Source organism: Candidatus Nealsonbacteria bacterium, assembly GCA_019923625.1.
Taxonomy (GTDB): domain Bacteria; phylum Patescibacteriota; class Minisyncoccia; order Minisyncoccales; family RBG-13-42-11; genus JAHXGN01.
Map to the genome: position 1 here is coordinate 1 of JAHXGN010000002.1, position 16,313 is coordinate 16,313.

Below are 16,313 nucleotides of genomic sequence, written 5' to 3' on the forward strand. Positions count from 1 at the left end.
TTTTTTACCCCATAGTAGAATTTCGACAGAAGTAAGTCCTCTTATTTTCCCGCCGGGAGTCGAAATTTCACTACAAAGTTACAAACCCCCTTTTGGTTAAGGGGGGGGTTAGAGAAAAATTATTTTTATATTTATTATATTTATTCAACTAATCCCCCCCAAAAAAATAAGTCATTTTTCCAAAAATTAAAACAATGGGGGTACAGGGCCACTTTAAAGTTAACCGAACTTTATGGGAATTATTTTCTTTTGTTTTTTTAACTAACATCTCTATTAAGATGATAAATTTGTTTCTCTTTTTTGATTATAGGCCGTAAAGAAGCTCTGTCAAGGGCTGGCATTTTAAAGCGTTTGATAACATATTATACTTAATATAAGAATATAAGCAATGAAATTTTTTCCCTATGTCAGAACAAATTATTGAAATTGACGGTTCAAAACATGAAGGGGGAGGATCCATATTAAGAGTAGCGACGGCTTTGGCGACAATAACCGGCAAATCAATACGTGTTTTTAATATAAGACAGAACAGGCCGAAGGGTGGTGGTTTAGGAATACAGCATTTAAAAGGATTAGAGGCAATTACCGAACTTTGCAATGGCAGGATTGAAAATGCGGAAATAGGTTCAAAGGAAATCCGGTTTTATCCCGGAAAAATAGAATCCAAAAATCTCCACATTAAAATTGAAACAGCCGGAAGTATTATTTTGGTTTTACAAACCTTAATTGCCCCGGCCCTATTCGCCCCAAAACCAATAACAATTTCTTTTGATGGCGGAGCCACCGATACTTTTTTTTCGCCAACGATTGATTATTTTCAATATGTATTTTTAAAAATTTTAGAGGAAATGGGAGGGAAAATTGAAGTTAATATTTTAAAGCGGGGCTACTATCCCGAGGGCGGGGCAAAGGTTGAAGTTAAAGTTTTTCCATCCAGATTAAAAAATCTTAATTTAACTGAAAGAGGTTCTCTTAAAAAGATTTTAGTAATTTCTGGGGCTTCAAATGTTTTAAAAGCTAAAAAAGTGGCTGAACGTCAAGTTGTTGGGATAAGAGAAGTTTTGGGAAAGTTAAAATTACCAACCGAAGAAAGGGTTGAATATTATCAAACTCAGTCGCCGGGCAGCCAAGTTTGTTTAATCGGAGAATTTGAAAATACGGTCATCGGAGTTGATAATTTGGGTAAATTGGGAAAAAGAGCTGAAAATGTTGGTAAAGAAGCGGCTTGGGAATTATTAAAAGAGCAAAAATCCAATGCTTGTCTTGATAAACATTTAACTGATCAAATTTTACCCTACCTTGCTCTTGCTTCTGGTAAAAGTCAAGTTATTGTTTCTGAAATCACCGAGCACTGCAAAACCAATGCTTGGGTAATTGAGAAATTCTTAGAAGGGGAATTTAAGATAGATGATAATTTAATCTCTTGGACGCCTAAAATAATTTAAACAATAAAGAAGCAATTAAAAAGTAAATCAGCAAACTTGAAACATCACGGATGATGGTGGCAACGGGTCCGGCGCCAACTGCCGGGTCTTTTTTTAAAAAATTTAATAAACAGGGAATTAAAATGGCAATCAAGCTGGCAAAAATGATGGTTAAAAATAAGGAAATTCCCAAAATAAAGCCGATTAAAACGGGAGCTGAAAACCAAATTAAAGAAATAAGGGAAAGAATAATTCCCAAAACCAGAGCGATTAAAAAACTAACTTTAATTTCCCGAAAAAGATATTTTTTAATATTAAGCTCGTAATCAATGATTAGTCGTCTGATGAAAAGTGTTTGGCTTTGAGCCCCGACGGCATCGGCCATATAAACCATTAAGGGAATAAAAGCAGCTAAAATAAAATGACCCTTTAGGGGAGTTTCAAAAAAACTAACAAGTTGGGCGGCAAAAATTCCGCCAAAGAGACCGAAAAACAACCAAGGTATCCTTTCTTTGGCTAAAATCCCGGCTGAAAAATTCATTGAAACATCTTTAAATAAAATGTTTTTATGAAGACCGGAAAAAAGTAAAAGGTCCTCAATATGCTCCGAATGTAAAATATTTAAAATAGTATTTGAAGAAACTACTCCCAAAAACTTTCCTTCTTTATCTACCACCGGAATGGCTTTTAAATTATGTTTTATGGCTAAAATAGCTATTTTTTCCTGATCGGTCTGGGGATAAACTTTAATAATTTCTTTAGTCATTAAGTCCCCTGCTTTTCCTTCTTCTTTTTGAAAAATTTCTTTGATAGAAAGTACGCCCTTCAATTTATTCTCTTCATTAATAACATAAATATAGTTTAAGGTTTCGAATTCCCCGGCTTTTTCAAAAATTCTCTTTCTTATCTCCGAAATTCTTTCATCCGGAAAGGCCAGGGGAACATTGCCAATCATTCTTCCTCCGGCTGTTTCTTGAATATTTTTGTTTTTACTTTTTTGCATATAAGATGTTTTATTAATGATAACTCTTTTTGTTTTTCTTACAACTTCTTTTGTTTTCATAGAAAAAACCGGCCTCTTGGCCGGTTTTTTTTCAGAAGATTTTTAGCGTCTGAATTGATCTCTTTTCTTTTGGTGACATTCCCGACAATAAATTGGTCTGTCGGAATCGGGCTGAAAGGGCAATTCGGTTATTTTTGCTCCGCAATCGGCACAGGCCCAATCTCCTTTGAACATTTCACGGGGAGAAAAATCTCTCTGAGGGCGATCAAATTTTTTGAAAGCCATATAAATCTATAAATCTACGAATTACGAATCTTATTCAAAGAGCTATCGCTCTTCTCCCGCCTCAGCTAAAGCTTCGGCTTACGAATAAAATAATTTATTCTTTTATTGGTATTGATTTCTAATTCGTAAAAGAATAATAAATAAAAGCGACCTTTTTGCCTCTAAAGCCGTATACTTAACCCTGTTTTTATTTTTCTTTCTAAAAATAAAAAAACAAATTAAAAATAAACGGCCTATTTGGCTGATGTTATTATATTATTTTTTAGCATGTCAGGTGAAAAAAACCAATAACTTTTTTGGCCTGATTTTTTAAATTATTAAAAATTTCTGTTGCTTGGCCGGTTTCATTAATTATTAATTCAATTTTTTTTGATAAAACCCTTTTTTTGACTTCTTCTGAAACCTTGGCAACCCCGTCTTTGCCAGTGCCGATAATAATTATTTCCGGATTTTGTTCAAGGGCTCTTTTTATGTCCCAAAAATCAATAATGTGACTTTCTTTTCTCCACCATTTCAAAACCTCGCCTGTCCAGCGAACCTCAACATCGTGGTTATAAGTTTTGCCATCAATGGTGATGGAACCAAAATTATATTCCTCAATCATAATTTAAAATAGTGTTTTTTGTCGAAGTTGTTTTTTTTCTTCTTTTTTTGAAAAAATTCTAATTTTCCCGTAAACTCCGTCATAGCCTGGTTCAATATTTGCTTTTCCTTCTCTGACCCTGATTATTCCTTCGGCAATTTCAGGTAAATCTGCCTTTTCTAATTCGGAACGAGAGGCATCAAGTAAAATATTAAACTCAGAACCGAATTTGTCAATCAGATTTTTATATTCTTTTTCAACTCGTTTTGTGCTAGTCATTACCCCTAAAGCATCAGCGATTATTTCTCCTAAAGGAATCAAACTTTTAAAAGGAATGGCATTCTCCGGTTTAAAACCCTCGGGCCTGTCGGCTAATTCCTCAACCCTATTTAAAACCCCGATTGTTAATGGTCTACCGCAGTTCGGGCAGATATTTCCTGATTTTTTTGACTCCTGAGGCGAGAGAGAAACTCCACACAATCTATGGCCATCATAATGATATTTCCCTTCTTCCGGATAAAACTCAATAGTATAGACTAATTTCAAATTTGCACGGGTTTCACCCGTGCTTTTTATAGCATTGGTAATTGAGTTATAACTTAATTCAGAGCCCTCAAAAACATTTGCCTCTCGGCCTAATTTGGCCGGGCTGTGCGAATCTGAATTACTGATTAAAGTAATTTTATCCAGGGTTGATAACCGCCAATTCATCTCAGGCGAACTGCTCAAACCGGTTTCAATCGTATAGATATATTTTGAATACTCTTCAAAACATTCCTCAATTGAATTAAAACCGGAACGCGAACCGAATATACTAAAATAAGGAGTCCAAGCGTGGGCCGGGACAATTAAGCAATCTGCTGAAATATTTAAAACAATTTTAGCTAATTCTTTAGCGTCTAATCCTAAAATTGGTCGGCCGTCAGCTTTTAAATTGCCAATCCATCCTAAATGAGTATTAATTTTTTCAACTATTTCAAAAGAAGGAGCGAAAATTATAATATGGATTTTTCTAACCCGATTTTTTTTAGAATAAATGCAACTAACCTCGGCAGTTAAAATAAAACGAGTTCCGCTATCCTCTTTTTTTAGCTTAAACAGGCCGGATTCAGCCGGCTCTAACTTTTCTTTCAAATTTTTAAACCATTCAGGATGAGTAAAGTCGGCACTCCCCAAAACCTTAATTCCCTTAACCCTTGCCCACTTATCAAGATTTTCCAAGGGGGCAAACTTCATCGACTTCCTGCGAATTACGAATATTTATTTCTTAAGAATTTTCTCTTCTAATAACCCAAATCCAGTTAAAATAAAGGGGGCTAAAAAAGTAGTAAAGATGGCCAGAAAATAAAGTTTGGCTCCGGCGGCAATTCCAATAGCCGCTCTGACCCATAAACCGGCGAGCATTCGGATTATATTTTATAAACCTTGTAATCCTCTCTTACTTTTTGCTCTGTTTTTAAGCCGATTGGGTCGCCGGCTTTGGCTGTTTGAACTTTTTGATGTTCAATTTCCATTGATTCAACTTGTTGGTTAAAATCGGTTTCTCCGCCAACAATACGAATGGTTTCACCCACTTTAAGAACATCAGATAATTCAATTATAGCCACTCCGATTTTTGAGAAATAATGGCTAACCCTTCCGATTATTTTTCCTTCTTTGATATCTTCTGGCATAAAATTTTTAAATTATTAACAATTAATAATTATTTTTTACCCTGTAGCGCCCCGCCCTCTATGCCTTATGCAATCTGGTAAAAATAATTTTTGATGGGATAATAAATTTTTCTCTCATCTAAAAAAACATAAAGTTTAGAGGGCGGGGCTACTATTGGGGACGACCTTTACGAATGGGCTTTTTGTTTTCTTTGATTAATTCAATTAATTTTCTGACCAATTTTTTTGGTTCTTTCTCATAAATAATTTTTTTTACTCCTCGATGAGGACCGGTGGCAATTTCTCTTATCTTGTCTGCCATTCCACCCGTTCCTTCTAAAACAGCGATTGGTTTTTGAAGCTCAAAAGCAGTAACAAATTCATGCAAGGTTCCCATTCTGCCGCAAATAATAATCACGCCGTCAGCCGATTTTGTCATAATTATGTTTCTGCCGGTGTAATCAGCTCCGGTATAAATTATTATATCAAATGGCTTTAAAGGAAGTTTGTAAGTTGCCAGGTGGGCTTTTTCCGAGACAGCAGGAGAGAAACCGATATTAAATCCTCCGACCTCATTGCAGCCCAAGGCAGAAAAATAAGAGACGCCTGTGGTGACTCCGGTAACCAAATTACATTTTTGCCGAGCAATTTCCCTGCCAACTTCTTTTGACAATCTGACAATGTCTTTACAGCAATGATTAGTTCGAGCGGCGCCAGAAACAACGATTTCAAGTTTTTCCTGCTTCATAATACATCGAAGTAAATAATTAATTATTTACGAGATGAGAGATGAATTTTAATTCATCGAACATTGAAAGGTGAGATGAATTTTAATTCATCGAACTTTATTTTATTATATATTACATCAATGAAATTAAAAAATCAAAACCTTAGTTTTATTATATCGCAACTAAAAACCGCTTGACAGCGGTTTTTAGTAGGGGGGTGATCTTAACGACATTGGTTTGTGTCTCTAGTCTGGAATGGACAAAGCCAGTGGGCCCGACAAACCTCCTTCGCTAATGATCTGTCCTTTAGGGTATTATAACCCGCACCCCCATGTTTTTACTATTAAAAATTTAAAACCCTTTGTCAAGTATATGCCCCCACTCCGAATCGAACGGAGATTTCAGCCTCCGGAGGGCTGCGCTTTATCCGTTAAGTTATGGGGGCATAAAACTTATTTTTTAACCCTTGAAATTCTAATCAAGCCGGAACAAGGAATGATTTCTATTCCTCTTTTTTCCAATTCATCTAAAAATAAATTTACGCCAATTGAGTCGGAAGAAATATGGCCGGCAATAACGACATTGATATTGGCTTTTTCGGCTTCTTCCCGGTGTTTTTCGGAAATATGCATACCAATTATTGTCCCGGCTCCGGCTTGAGCTAATTTCTCATAGATTTCGGGAGCTCCTTCGGTTCCGCCGGTCATTTCGGTAATGACAATTTTACCGGCCCGATTTTCTTTATGACCGACAAAAATTTTAGGACCAGCCCCTAATTTAATCGCTTCTTTATATTCCGGTATTTCTTTTAATGAATTTATTATTTCCTCTAAAAAAAGGGGGTTGTCTTTTTTTAATTTTTCTTTTACAAATTTAGCCGCCAAATTATCGCAAGGAGTATGAATACAAATTAAAGGAACATTTAAATGTTTAGCCATATCTATTGCCCGGTTGATATTTGCCGGAGCAATTTCTCTAGCCACTTCTTCTATTCTTTTTCTTAAAAGTTTTTCCGCAATATTGACCGAAACACCGTATTGAACCAAAATATCTATTTGCAATTGCATGACATCGTCCAAACCGGCCAAGGCTTTTCCTCTGGGATGATGAGAAATAACCAAATCAATATTATTAAGTTTGTCGGCTAAAATCAATTCTTCACCATCAATATCAATTCCTACTAAAACCCTTTTAATTTCTTTTTGAGGGTCGGCAAAAAGGATTCGGGTATCGGAAAAGGGGTTTTCTAATTTTTCCAAATCAAACTCAACCTTCTCTTCTTCCGGCATTTTCTCGTATTTTTCTTTTAATCTTTTCAGCATTCTTTCAATTTCTTCCTTGCCCCGAAAATCGGCTTCAATTCCTTTTTGAATAGCCAAGTTGTAAATTTCTTTAATTGTCATATTTTTATTTTGTTTTTAATTTTTCAAACCCGGCACCGAAGTTTTGTTTCTGGGGTAAGGGATTTTTTGATATAACTCTTGAATTAATTTTTTTTGTTCTTCCAAATCCAAAACTTCCCGTCGAATCCGGGCTTTCTCTCGGCGAATATATTTCCTTAGGTTTTTCGGAAGTTTCTTTTTCATAATGTAAGCTCGGTATTTGAATTTTGCATTTTTATTATTCTCCTTTTATTACCGCCAAAGGCACAAGTTTTGCCACTTTTTTAGACAGACCAGCATTGTGAACCACATCAACTACTTCATCCACGTCTTTATAAGCCATCGGCGATTCTTCGGCGATTCCCCTTAATGACCGGCATTTTACAATAATTCCTTTTGATTCCAATGTTTTTATCACTTCTTGCCCGGAAATTGATTTAATTGCCGCATGTCTGGACATAGACCTTCCTGCTCCGTGAGAAGTGGAAAAAAAAGCATCTTTTCCCTCTTTTAATCCTTTTAATATATAAGAAGCCGTGCCCATAGAACCCGGAATTAAAACTGGCTGGCCAACCGAACGATATTTTTCCGGAATTTCAGGATGGTCGGGAGGAAAAGCCCTGGTTGCGCCCTTTCTATGAACCGCCACTTCAGTTTCTTTTCCTTCAATTACATATTTTTCTTTTTTGATAATATTATGGGCAACATCATATAAAGCCGTCAAAGACCGGGATTTTTCTCCCAAAATTATTTTCCAGGTTTTTCTGATAAAATGAGCGATCATTTGCCGGTTTGCCCAAGCGTAGTTGGCTGCCGAAGCCATGGCCGAAAAATATCTCCGGCCTTCCACTGAATTAAAGGGAACGCAGGCAAATTCTCTATCCGGAACCCTGATTTTATATTTTCTTTCCATTAAGGGAATAAATTCTCTTAGATAATCGGTGCAGACCTGATGGCCCAATCCGCGTGAACCACAATGAATCATTATAACAATTTGATTTTCAAACAAACCGAAAATTTCCGCTGTTTTTTCGTCAAAAATTTCCGCCACTTTTTGAATTTCTATGAAATGGTTGCCCGACCCCAAAGTCCCTACCTGATCCCGTCCTCGATTTTTCGCATAATTAGAAACCGTCTCGGTATCAGCCCAATCCAATTTGCCATTAGCTTCGCAGTTTTCAACGTCTTCTTTTTCTCCGTAGCCCTTTTCTGTCAGATATTCGACGCCGCCTTTCAAAATCTTATTAACATCTTCCGGGTTTAATTTAGCCCGCCTCCCTTGGCCCAGGCCGGAAGGAATTTCTTTTTGAATTTCCGTGGCTAATTTATCCAAATGGGGTCTGATTTCTGCTTCAGAATATTCCGATTTTAATAATTTCATTCCGCAATTGATGTCAAAGCCACAAGTGCCGGGACATTCATATCCGGCCGAAAGCCCTTTGGAATTTCCCACAAATAATCATTTATTTTTATAAAATCTTTTTTACCTGCCATCTTTTTATTTTACTTTAAAGTTCGAAGAAGATAAATCTTCTTCTCGCCCCTTCGCTGCGGCTCGGGAGTTCGAAGAAGATAAATCTTCTTCTCTCCCCTTCGTTAACGCTCGGGAAGTCGAAGAAGATAAATCTTCTTCTCCGTTCTTTTCAAATTCCTCCTTAACGATTTGCCTGTCGTCCCAGGGAATCTTTTTGCCCCCGGCTAAGCACATCAAGGGTTCACAACCCTTGCCGGTTATAATAACAATATCCCCCGTCTTTGCTAATTCCAAAGATTTTTTAATTGCCTCTCGCCTATCAAGAATTTCATAAAAATTAGAGGTTGGAAATTGGGATTTGGAAATCCCAGATTTTATCATTGATAAAATCCGATTTGGGTCTTCATCATAAGGATCTTCATTGGTCAAAATTATTTCATCGCAATATTCGGCGGCAATTTCCCCCAAAATCGGTCTCTTCCATTTATCTCTTCCTCCGCCGCAAGCGCCAAAAACACATACTAATTTTGACTCCTGGTTTTTAATTTTTAAATTAATTGTTTCATAGACCTGTTTAAGAGCATTTGGCGTAACGGCATAATCAACAAAAACCCTAAAGGGCTTGAAAATTACTTCTTCCATTCTTCCGGGAATTCCTTCAACTTTTTCCAAGGCCTTTTTAGAGGTCTCCAAATCAATGTCCTGAGATAATCCGAGACAAATTGCCGCCAAAGAATTATAAATATTAAATTCTCCTAAAAGTTTTAAATTGAACTCCCTTTGGTTAACATAAAACCTTAATCCTCCTGATAACACTTGGCAGTTTTCAGCCCCAACCGATTCTAAATTTTGAGCTGCGGTTTTAAAATCAGAGATTTGGGGTTTGAGATTATAGCCGTATTTTTTATCAGCCGGAAACTTTAAAAAATGTTCAATATTTTCATCGTCTAAATTAAGAATATGTGTTTTTTTTGTTATCTGAAAAAGTTTTTCGTTGGCTTGGCGCATTTTTTCAAAAGAACCGTGAACTTCAATGTGTTCGGAAGTAATATTGGTCAAAACCGCTATCTTAAAATCAATAAATTTATGGCGGTGTTGTTTTATCCCCTCGTCGGTTACTTCCAATATGGCATAGGCACATTCATTATCTACGGCCTGCCTTAAAAATTTTTGTAAAACAAAACGTCCGGGCATGGTCATTTTCAGGGTATTGAGCCATTGTTTTTTGCCGATTTTAAAGAAAATGGAAGAAGTAAGGGCTACTTTATAACCCGCTTCCTCTAAAATTTTACTAATCAAAAAAACGGTAGTTGATTTGCCATCGGTGCCGGCCACGCCAATAACTTTTATTCTTTTGGAAGGAAAACCAAAAATAATCGCTCCCAAAAAAGATAAAAGAAAATGATATCGGTTAATCAAAAAAGGGGGGATTAATTTTTTAAGAATTTTTTTCATAATTTTAAAATTAAGGAATTTGATACAATTTTATCCTTGAATTTTCTGGATGAGATTTCAAGTAAGGAAGATTTTTAAAATGGAATACAGAAGATACGATTCGGGTTTTTGGCTTTAATTCCAAAAGAAATTTTTTCTCCAAAAGATTATTGGTAGATTGAAAAAGGTAAGTTGAAATCGCATCGGCTTGCGAAATATCTTTTTGAAAAAAATTACCCCAATGAATTTGAATATTTTTCTCAAGGCCAAGTTTTTTTATTTTTAATCTGGACAAAAAAACCAATATGGGATTAATTTCAATTCCTATTGCTTTGACTTTGTAATTTTTAGCCGCTTCGATTACAATTCTTCCATCGCCCGACCCTAAATCATAAAAAATTTCTCCTGGTTTTAATTGTAAAACTTCAAGCATTCTTTTAATTTCTTTTAATGGGGTTGGAATAAAGGACGCTCCAAACAAAGCAAAGAGAGCCATTAATAAAAAACAAAAAGACAAAAGGAGAAAAAAGAAAAGAATTATCAAAATCAGAAAAATTAAAAGATGGGAAGCCATAATGTTTTAATTTTATCAAATACCCGAACCGCAGTGAAGGGGGGGGTTCGCTGAACTTCGTTCGTCGAGCCGAAGGCGAGACGGGAGAAGAAACTTGTTTCTGCGACCATCTCTCAGAAAGCAATCTTTCTTTGACCTCCCGAGCGCCAGCGAAGGGGAAAGAAGAAAGTAATCTTTCTTCGACCTTGAGCAAAAAAGAAAAATTAATGGTCTGAAAAAATTATTTCTCCACTTGATAAAAAATACTAAAAATGGTAAAAACTAACTATATGCCTATTAGCAAATCGGCAAAAAAAGCCCTACGACAAGGACTAAAAAGAAGGGTTAGAAACTTAGCCCGTAAAAAGGGAGTCAAACATCTTTTAAAAAAGACAAGGGTTTTGGTTTTAAAAAAAGAGGTTGAAGAAGCGAAAAAACTTCTGCCCCAGGTCTACAAAAACTTGGACAAGGCGGCTAAGGTTGGATTAATTAAAAAAAAGACCGCCAATAGAAAGAAATCAAGAATCGCCAAACTGATCAATAAATCATTAGAAGCAGGAAAGCAACAACAGATTTAATTTCTCTAATTCTCTAATAAGAGCCGACGGCCCTTAACAGAGAAACTATATTTCAGAGATTAATATGTCTAAACCGGTCTCTGGCTCAACCCTACCGGTTTTTATTGCCAATTCTACCTGAAAAATTTTCTGGTAAATTTTTTTTAATTCTTCAGGTGTAAATTTTTGAGCTTGAAAATAGGTTTTTTTAACAATATAAGGGTGGATGTCGGTTATTCTGGAAATGGCAAAGGAAGACAGATTCTTTTGGCTAAGGTCTTTAATGATTAATAAATTCCGAAATTGAAAATTAATCATAGAAAGAAGATATAGGGGTGAATCTCCTTTTTCTAAATGTTTATGAATCAATCCTAGGGCAATTTTTTTATTTTTTAAGCCAAGGGCGTCAACTGTTTTAAAAATATCGGCTTCAATTTTGGGTTTTACCAAAAGTTCAACATCTTTTATCTCAATTTTTTTTCCGTTTTTAAAACTAACCAATTTTTTTATTTCATTGGAAAAACACCAAAGGTCATTGCCGACAAATTCAATGAGCTTGTTCAGGGCTTCTGGATTAATTTCCGTTTTTAATTTAAAGAACTCTTGCCTAACCCAATTTTTCAATTTTTCTCCTCTAAGCGGTTGAAAGTTTTGAATTTTAGCTTTAACCTTCAAAAAATTAAAAAAATTATCTTTTCCTGAAACTTCATTTTCTTCATAAAACAAAATGGCAGATTTTAATTTAAGGAAATGTTTGAAATTTTTTAAAAACTCTTCCTTGACCTCTTGGTTGGAAAAAACATTTTTTAAAATTGCCAATTTTTTTTCTTTAAATATTGATATTTGTTGAATTTGGTCTTGAAAATCTTCAAAACTGTCTTTTTTAAAATCGTAGTATTTTAAATTTAATCCGCTTTTATGGATTTTTTTATACTGGCCGATAATCTCGTTTAATTTCTGCCTACTCCGATATGTATCTTGACCGTAAAGAAAAATTAACATAGTAGTTATTCTATTCTCTGACAGCCGGGACAAAAATGAGCTGAACGACCGCTGATTTTTATTTTCTTAATTTTTGAGCCGCACAAAGAACATTTCTCTCGGTGATAAACTTTATGATATTTAACATAATTGCCCGGTCTACCACAAGCATCAAGATAATATTCAACCGATGAGCCCTGGTGTTGAATTGCCGCTTTAAGGATTTTCTTAATATTTTTAAAGATGTCCCCAGTTTCTTTTTCGGTTAGTCTTTTGGTTAAACGTAACGGCGCTACTTTTGCGGCAAACAAAATCTCGTCCGAATAAATGTTGCCGATTCCGGCAATAAATTTTTGGTCCATTAACAAGGGCTTAATTTTTGAATTCGGTCGTTTCTTTAAGAGTTTTTTGAAATTTTTGAAATTAATTTCTAACGGCTCGGGTCCAAATTCCTCTTCCATTTTTTTTGTTTCTTTTACTTCTTTCCACCAACCAAATTTACGCACGTCATTAAAAATTAATCGCGAACCATCGTCAAAATTAAAAACCTTGCGGGTATATGGCGAAGGTTTTCCGTTAAAAATTAGTTGCCCGGTTAGTTTTAAGTGAAAAATTAAACTTGAACCGTCGTCAAAATCAATTATTAAAATTTTTGCCCTTCTCCGCAGACCAACGATTTTCCGGCCGCCTATTTTTTTGCCAATAATTTTTTTATGTAACTGTATCCTTATCGTTTCCACTTCCGGGAGTTCAGGCATTTTTTATGAAGGCATTCTTTATTTTTTCAATAATTTCCCCGGGGGTAAGGTTGGCTTTTATTAAATAGTCAATTGCTCCTAATTTTAGTCCTTTTTCTACGTCTTCTTGTTGGCCAAGATTAGATAAAATAATAACCGGTATTTTAGATAAATTGGGATTATTTTTTATTTGAACTAAAACTTCAAATCCACCTATGCCGGGTAAAATTAAATCAAGCAAAATTAAATCCGGTTTTTTTTCTTTAGCTATTTTTATCCCCTCTTCGCCATCAATAGATTCAATAACTTTATATTCCTCTTTAATTAATTTTCTGCCAATTAATTCTCTAAGAAATTTATCGTCTTCGATAATTAATATTGTTTTTTCCATATTGTTTGAGAATTCTTTGAATTTGGTTTAATGTCACTTTTGTTGGTGAAATTAAGGAAAATTACCAAGAGTTCCCAATTATCTAAATTTTAAATTATTTAAAGGGTAAAGTAAAGTAAAAAATTGAGCCCTTGTTTTCTTTTGATTTAAACCAAATTTCCCCTCCATGGGCTTTGATGATGTTTTTGACGATAAAAAGACCGAGGCCGCCTCCCACGGTTTCCATTCTCATGGCATTTGCTCCCCGAAAAAGTTTACTAAAAACATTTTTTTGTTGGTTTTTGTCAATCCCTATCCCGGTATCTTTTATTGAAAACTCAACTTCTTTTTTGAATGGCTTTTTTATTGAAATTATTATTTGACCGCCAGGCTGATTATACCTAATGGCGTTGTCTAAAAGATGACTGATGGCTAATTTTATTTTTTCCGGATCAATTAAAAGGGGGGGTAAAAATTTTTTCGGTTTAATAAAAACGACCTTTAGATTCTTTTTCTCAATTTCTTCCTTAAATGATTTTATGACAAAATTAAAAATTGAGACAATGTCGGTAAGAATCAAATCGTCAAGAATTTTTCCCTCTTCAATTTTGGCGACCTTAAAAAGATTGTTGATTAAAAGAATCATCCTTTCATTAGAGTAAAAAATTTTTTCAAGAAAATCTTTTTGTTCTTCGGATAAAGAACCAGAGTCATCATCAAGACACATCTGAACCGCCCATTTAATTGCCGAGGCCGGTGTTCTTAATTGGTGAACTAATAATTTAATGTATTCCCCCTTTTTCTCCTCTTTTCGTTTTTTTTCACCAAGATCGTTAATTTTGCTTTTTTTAAGGATTTTTTTATTTTTACCCATAATTTTTTAAAAAATTTAATTCGGCAGTCTTTTCAATAAACTGTAAAATCCAAACTTCTTAAGGATACCGATTGCTTTTTCTTTGTCGTATTCTTTCCAATAACATTTTTCTAAATTAAAATCAATAACCAAGTCCTTTTTTATTTCAGCCAACTCTTTGCTTAAAAAGGCCTGTTCTTTGTATTTTAAGAGAATTTCTTTCAGTTTTGGTTTAAGGGTTTTTGCTTTTTCCGAGTTTTCTTTGAGTTCTTCGTATAAATTCTCTAAACTTTTAAACTTTAAAACAAGGGAAATGGCTGTTTTTTCGCCAACTCCGGTTACTCCTGGAATGTTGTCCGAAGCGTCTCCTTTTAATGCTTTTAAATCTAAAATTTGGCCGGGGTTTAATCCTTGAAATCTTTCCTTAACCAGGTTTTCGTCGCACAAGACAATATCTTTGACTCCTTTTTTTAGAAGATAGACCTTAGTTTTAGAATCAACCAATTGAAGGATATCTGTGTCGCCGCTTAAAACAATCGTCTCAATTGGGGATAAAAAAGCAATGGTGCCAATAATGTCATCTGCTTCAAAACCCTGTTTTTCAAAAACTGAGGCATTTAACGCTTCTAAAACCTCTTTGACTTTGGGAATTTGTTGATAAAGTTTTTCCGGGGTTGGCGGTCTTTTGGCTTTGTATTCTTTGTATTTTTTATGCCTGAAAGTCGGGGCTGGAAAATCAAAAGCAGCCGCAATAAAATCCGGCTGGAAATCTTTTATGGCTTTTAAAAAAACCAGTAAAAACCCGTAGACAGCGTTTACTAATTCTCCTTTTTTGGTAGTCAATGGGGGCAGGGCATGATATGCCCGATGGATAATGGAATTAGAATCAATAATAATTAATCTTTTCTTCTCCATTTTAATTCATAATTTAAAGGAGCTTAGCTCCTTTTTCTAGTTTCTCTAATAAATATTTTTCTAGGTCTTTACGTTTTCTACTTTCTTCGATTACGATTTTAACAAATTTTTTATAATCATCTATATCTTTAAACTGTGAAAGGACAATTTCTGTTCCGCTCAAAATCTCGCTCCTTTCCGATTTTAAAATGCCTCCAAAACTCGACCAAGGATAAGTTTCGGCTTCGCCTAGTTTATGGATTTCAATGTTTCCATTAACATAACCCGAAAGCCATAAGAGATAATCATTGTTATCTATATGAATGGTTTTGTAGGGGCCTTGAAATAAAGAGCCTGAGCGGCCATATTTTTTATTAAAATAATTAGTATAGCTTGTTCCTAGTTTGTGCATTAATAATGGAATTCCGTTGGTAGTTAATTGCCTTAAAATAAAATGGTGATGGTTGGGAACTAAAGAATAAAAGGCAATATGAACAACCTTTTCTACCTTCTCTAAAAAGGAGCTAAGCTCCTTTAAACCATAGGTATTAACTATTCTAGCTCGCTCTTCGTAAAATGACCTATTATTAAAATCTTTAAGGCCTCTTAAAAACTTTAAATAATCCTCTTCGTCCAGAAAAATTTCTCTTTCATCGCTACCTCGGTTATAAATATGATACCACTCACCATTAACAAGTTGGGTTTTTCTCATAAATTAACCTTCCAAAGGAGCTAAGCTCCTTAAGGAGCTTAGCTCCTTTTTCTTTTTATTTTTTAATTATAAGTTTTCGGGTGTTTTTATCAATGAACTCGAAATTAATCCAAATTGTGTTTCTTGGTAAGACCTTTTTTATTTTTTCGGCCCATTCAATAGTAACAATGTTTTGAGGATTAGAAATGATTTCTTTAAAACCTAAATCTAAAATTTCTTTTGGTTTTTCAATTCTATAACAATCTATATGATAAAAATTTTTGAATTCCGAATTTTGCCACAGCCCTTTAAGAAGGGCTGGGCGAATTTCGAATTTTCGCATAATAATGAAAGTTGGACTTAATATTTTTTCTTTTATCCTCAAGCCCCTGGCAAAACCTTGAAGGAAAGTGGTTTTTCCTCCTCCTAAACTTCCTTCCAATCCAATAAGAAGGGCTGTTTTTTTTGGTTTTGTTTTTAAAATCTCTTCGGCTAAAATTTTGCCTAATTTTTTTGTCTGGAACGGATTAACTGTTAAAAATTGAATCTCCATAAAAACCTATTAAAAAGTAAGAAAACCATTGAATTTATTCCGTTGATAAATTGCTCTCTTTATGGTATCATAATAATAATGGAGAGAAAAATAGGGCTAACTTTAAACCAGGGGCTAAATGTTGAGACCGGTCGCTCCATTTCCTCGCCCTTATAAAAA

The 16,313-nt window shown here is 34.8% G+C and carries 19 protein-coding genes, 1 tRNA gene and 1 pseudogene; 2 read left to right on the top strand and 19 right to left on the bottom strand.

Features of this window, described 5'->3' with window-relative positions:
* Window positions 1-404 precede the first annotated feature (404 nt).
* Window positions 405-1,445: an RNA 3'-terminal phosphate cyclase gene (locus KY055_00420; protein ID MBZ1345102.1), complete on the top strand. Its 1,041-nt coding sequence runs from the start codon at window positions 405-407 to the stop codon at window positions 1,443-1,445.
* Here KY055_00420 and KY055_00425 read toward each other — a convergent pair.
* The 12 genes and pseudogenes from KY055_00425 to KY055_00480 form a co-directional block, all read right to left on the bottom strand.
* A complete protein-coding gene (locus KY055_00425; GenBank protein ID MBZ1345103.1) occupies window positions 1,432-2,487 on the bottom strand; it encodes a magnesium transporter in 1,056 nt (351 codons plus the stop codon). The genes KY055_00420 and KY055_00425 overlap by 14 nt on opposite strands.
* Window positions 2,488-2,529: 42 nt before the next feature.
* On the bottom strand, window positions 2,530-2,712 hold the full coding sequence (locus KY055_00430) for a hypothetical protein (protein MBZ1345104.1): 183 nt from the start codon (window positions 2,710-2,712) through the stop codon (window positions 2,530-2,532).
* A gap of 262 nt (window positions 2,713-2,974) precedes the next feature.
* Window positions 2,975-3,316, bottom strand: coding sequence for a hypothetical protein (locus tag KY055_00435; GenBank protein ID MBZ1345105.1), 342 nt, complete (start codon window positions 3,314-3,316; stop codon window positions 2,975-2,977).
* A gap of 3 nt (window positions 3,317-3,319) precedes the next feature.
* Entirely contained in the window at window positions 3,320-4,531 is a 1,212-nt protein-coding gene (locus tag KY055_00440; protein MBZ1345106.1) for an endonuclease Q family protein, read from the bottom strand.
* A 173-nt stretch (window positions 4,532-4,704) separates the two neighbouring features.
* Window positions 4,705-4,968: a hypothetical protein gene (locus KY055_00445; protein ID MBZ1345107.1), complete on the bottom strand. Its 264-nt coding sequence runs from the start codon at window positions 4,966-4,968 to the stop codon at window positions 4,705-4,707.
* 151 nt (window positions 4,969-5,119) lie between these two features.
* Window positions 5,120-5,695, bottom strand: coding sequence for a hypothetical protein (locus KY055_00450; protein ID MBZ1345108.1), 576 nt, complete (start codon window positions 5,693-5,695; stop codon window positions 5,120-5,122).
* A 353-nt stretch (window positions 5,696-6,048) separates the two neighbouring features.
* Window positions 6,049-6,120, bottom strand: a tRNA-Arg gene (locus KY055_00455).
* A 7-nt stretch (window positions 6,121-6,127) separates the two neighbouring features.
* A complete protein-coding gene (locus tag KY055_00460) occupies window positions 6,128-7,078 on the bottom strand; it encodes an NGG1p interacting factor NIF3 (protein MBZ1345109.1) in 951 nt (316 codons plus the stop codon).
* Window positions 7,079-7,093: 15 nt separating this feature from the next.
* Complete coding sequence (locus KY055_00465) at window positions 7,094-7,261, bottom strand: hypothetical protein (GenBank protein ID MBZ1345110.1); 168 nt, start codon at window positions 7,259-7,261, stop codon at window positions 7,094-7,096.
* A 34-nt stretch (window positions 7,262-7,295) separates the two neighbouring features.
* Window positions 7,296-8,551 (bottom strand): annotated as a pseudogene (locus tag KY055_00470) (RtcB family protein).
* 4 nt (window positions 8,552-8,555) lie between these two features.
* The gene (locus KY055_00475) at window positions 8,556-9,986 is read right to left on the bottom strand and encodes a UDP-N-acetylmuramoyl-L-alanyl-D-glutamate--2,6-diaminopimelate ligase (GenBank protein ID MBZ1345111.1); all 1,431 of its coding nucleotides are present in this window, start codon (window positions 9,984-9,986) and stop codon (window positions 8,556-8,558) included.
* 10 nt (window positions 9,987-9,996) lie between these two features.
* On the bottom strand, window positions 9,997-10,539 hold the full coding sequence (locus KY055_00480) for a class I SAM-dependent methyltransferase (protein MBZ1345112.1): 543 nt from the start codon (window positions 10,537-10,539) through the stop codon (window positions 9,997-9,999).
* 269 nt (window positions 10,540-10,808) lie between these two features.
* Here KY055_00480 and rpsT point away from each other — a divergent pair, with 269 nt between their 5' ends.
* A complete protein-coding gene (rpsT, locus tag KY055_00485; protein ID MBZ1345113.1) occupies window positions 10,809-11,096 on the top strand; it encodes a 30S ribosomal protein S20 in 288 nt (95 codons plus the stop codon).
* Between the two features lie 45 nt (window positions 11,097-11,141).
* On the opposite strand, the gene holA is transcribed toward rpsT, so the two are convergent.
* The 7 genes from holA to tsaE all read right to left on the bottom strand — a co-directional run bounded on the left by holA (window position 11,142) and on the right by tsaE (window position 16,154).
* The gene (gene holA, locus KY055_00490) at window positions 11,142-12,077 is read right to left on the bottom strand and encodes a DNA polymerase III subunit delta (GenBank protein MBZ1345114.1); all 936 of its coding nucleotides are present in this window, start codon (window positions 12,075-12,077) and stop codon (window positions 11,142-11,144) included.
* Between the two features lie 5 nt (window positions 12,078-12,082).
* Window positions 12,083-12,814, bottom strand: a complete 732-nt coding sequence (mutM, locus tag KY055_00495) for a DNA-formamidopyrimidine glycosylase (protein ID MBZ1345115.1) — start codon at window positions 12,812-12,814, stop codon at window positions 12,083-12,085.
* Window positions 12,807-13,184: a response regulator gene (locus tag KY055_00500; GenBank protein MBZ1345116.1), complete on the bottom strand. Its 378-nt coding sequence runs from the start codon at window positions 13,182-13,184 to the stop codon at window positions 12,807-12,809. The genes mutM and KY055_00500 overlap by 8 nt, the downstream gene beginning before the upstream one ends.
* Window positions 13,185-13,278: 94 nt before the next feature.
* Window positions 13,279-14,037, bottom strand: coding sequence for a HAMP domain-containing histidine kinase (locus KY055_00505; protein MBZ1345117.1), 759 nt, complete (start codon window positions 14,035-14,037; stop codon window positions 13,279-13,281).
* 15 nt (window positions 14,038-14,052) lie between these two features.
* Complete coding sequence (locus KY055_00510) at window positions 14,053-14,931, bottom strand: hypothetical protein (GenBank protein MBZ1345118.1); 879 nt, start codon at window positions 14,929-14,931, stop codon at window positions 14,053-14,055.
* Between the two features lie 13 nt (window positions 14,932-14,944).
* Window positions 14,945-15,622 (bottom strand): transposase, encoded by a 678-nt coding sequence (locus tag KY055_00515; GenBank protein MBZ1345119.1) that lies wholly within the window; start codon window positions 15,620-15,622, stop codon window positions 14,945-14,947.
* 55 nt (window positions 15,623-15,677) lie between these two features.
* The gene (gene tsaE / locus KY055_00520; protein ID MBZ1345120.1) at window positions 15,678-16,154 is read right to left on the bottom strand and encodes a tRNA (adenosine(37)-N6)-threonylcarbamoyltransferase complex ATPase subunit type 1 TsaE; all 477 of its coding nucleotides are present in this window, start codon (window positions 16,152-16,154) and stop codon (window positions 15,678-15,680) included.
* Window positions 16,155-16,313 lie beyond the last annotated feature (159 nt).

What these genes read in the sequence shown, in the direction of transcription:
- KY055_00515 (MBZ1345119.1), bottom strand. Translation starts at nt 15,622, where the DNA reads ATGAGAAAAACCCAACTTGTTAATGGTGAGTGGTATCATATTTATAAC.
- KY055_00425 (MBZ1345103.1), bottom strand. Translation starts at nt 2,487, where the DNA reads ATGAAAACAAAAGAAGTTGTAAGAAAAACAAAAAGAGTTATCATTAAT.
- KY055_00440 (MBZ1345106.1), bottom strand. Translation starts at nt 4,531, where the DNA reads ATGAAGTTTGCCCCCTTGGAAAATCTTGATAAGTGGGCAAGGGTTAAG.
- KY055_00475 (MBZ1345111.1), bottom strand. Translation starts at nt 9,986, where the DNA reads ATGAAAAAAATTCTTAAAAAATTAATCCCCCCTTTTTTGATTAACCGA.
- KY055_00500 (MBZ1345116.1), bottom strand. Translation starts at nt 13,184, where the DNA reads ATGGAAAAAACAATATTAATTATCGAAGACGATAAATTTCTTAGAGAA.
- KY055_00460 (MBZ1345109.1), bottom strand. Translation starts at nt 7,078, where the DNA reads ATGACAATTAAAGAAATTTACAACTTGGCTATTCAAAAAGGAATTGAA.
- KY055_00420 (MBZ1345102.1), top strand. Translation starts at nt 405, where the DNA reads ATGTCAGAACAAATTATTGAAATTGACGGTTCAAAACATGAAGGGGGA.
- KY055_00435 (MBZ1345105.1), bottom strand. Translation starts at nt 3,316, where the DNA reads ATGATTGAGGAATATAATTTTGGTTCCATCACCATTGATGGCAAAACT.
- mutM (MBZ1345115.1), bottom strand. Translation starts at nt 12,814, where the DNA reads ATGCCTGAACTCCCGGAAGTGGAAACGATAAGGATACAGTTACATAAA.
- KY055_00510 (MBZ1345118.1), bottom strand. Translation starts at nt 14,931, where the DNA reads ATGGAGAAGAAAAGATTAATTATTATTGATTCTAATTCCATTATCCAT.
- KY055_00450 (MBZ1345108.1), bottom strand. Translation starts at nt 5,695, where the DNA reads ATGAAGCAGGAAAAACTTGAAATCGTTGTTTCTGGCGCCGCTCGAACT.
- KY055_00445 (MBZ1345107.1), bottom strand. Translation starts at nt 4,968, where the DNA reads ATGCCAGAAGATATCAAAGAAGGAAAAATAATCGGAAGGGTTAGCCAT.
- KY055_00480 (MBZ1345112.1), bottom strand. Translation starts at nt 10,539, where the DNA reads ATGGCTTCCCATCTTTTAATTTTTCTGATTTTGATAATTCTTTTCTTT.
- KY055_00465 (MBZ1345110.1), bottom strand. Translation starts at nt 7,261, where the DNA reads ATGAAAAAGAAACTTCCGAAAAACCTAAGGAAATATATTCGCCGAGAG.
- KY055_00505 (MBZ1345117.1), bottom strand. Translation starts at nt 14,037, where the DNA reads ATGGGTAAAAATAAAAAAATCCTTAAAAAAAGCAAAATTAACGATCTT.
- tsaE (MBZ1345120.1), bottom strand. Translation starts at nt 16,154, where the DNA reads ATGGAGATTCAATTTTTAACAGTTAATCCGTTCCAGACAAAAAAATTA.
- holA (MBZ1345114.1), bottom strand. Translation starts at nt 12,077, where the DNA reads ATGTTAATTTTTCTTTACGGTCAAGATACATATCGGAGTAGGCAGAAA.
- KY055_00430 (MBZ1345104.1), bottom strand. Translation starts at nt 2,712, where the DNA reads ATGGCTTTCAAAAAATTTGATCGCCCTCAGAGAGATTTTTCTCCCCGT.
- rpsT (MBZ1345113.1), top strand. Translation starts at nt 10,809, where the DNA reads ATGCCTATTAGCAAATCGGCAAAAAAAGCCCTACGACAAGGACTAAAA.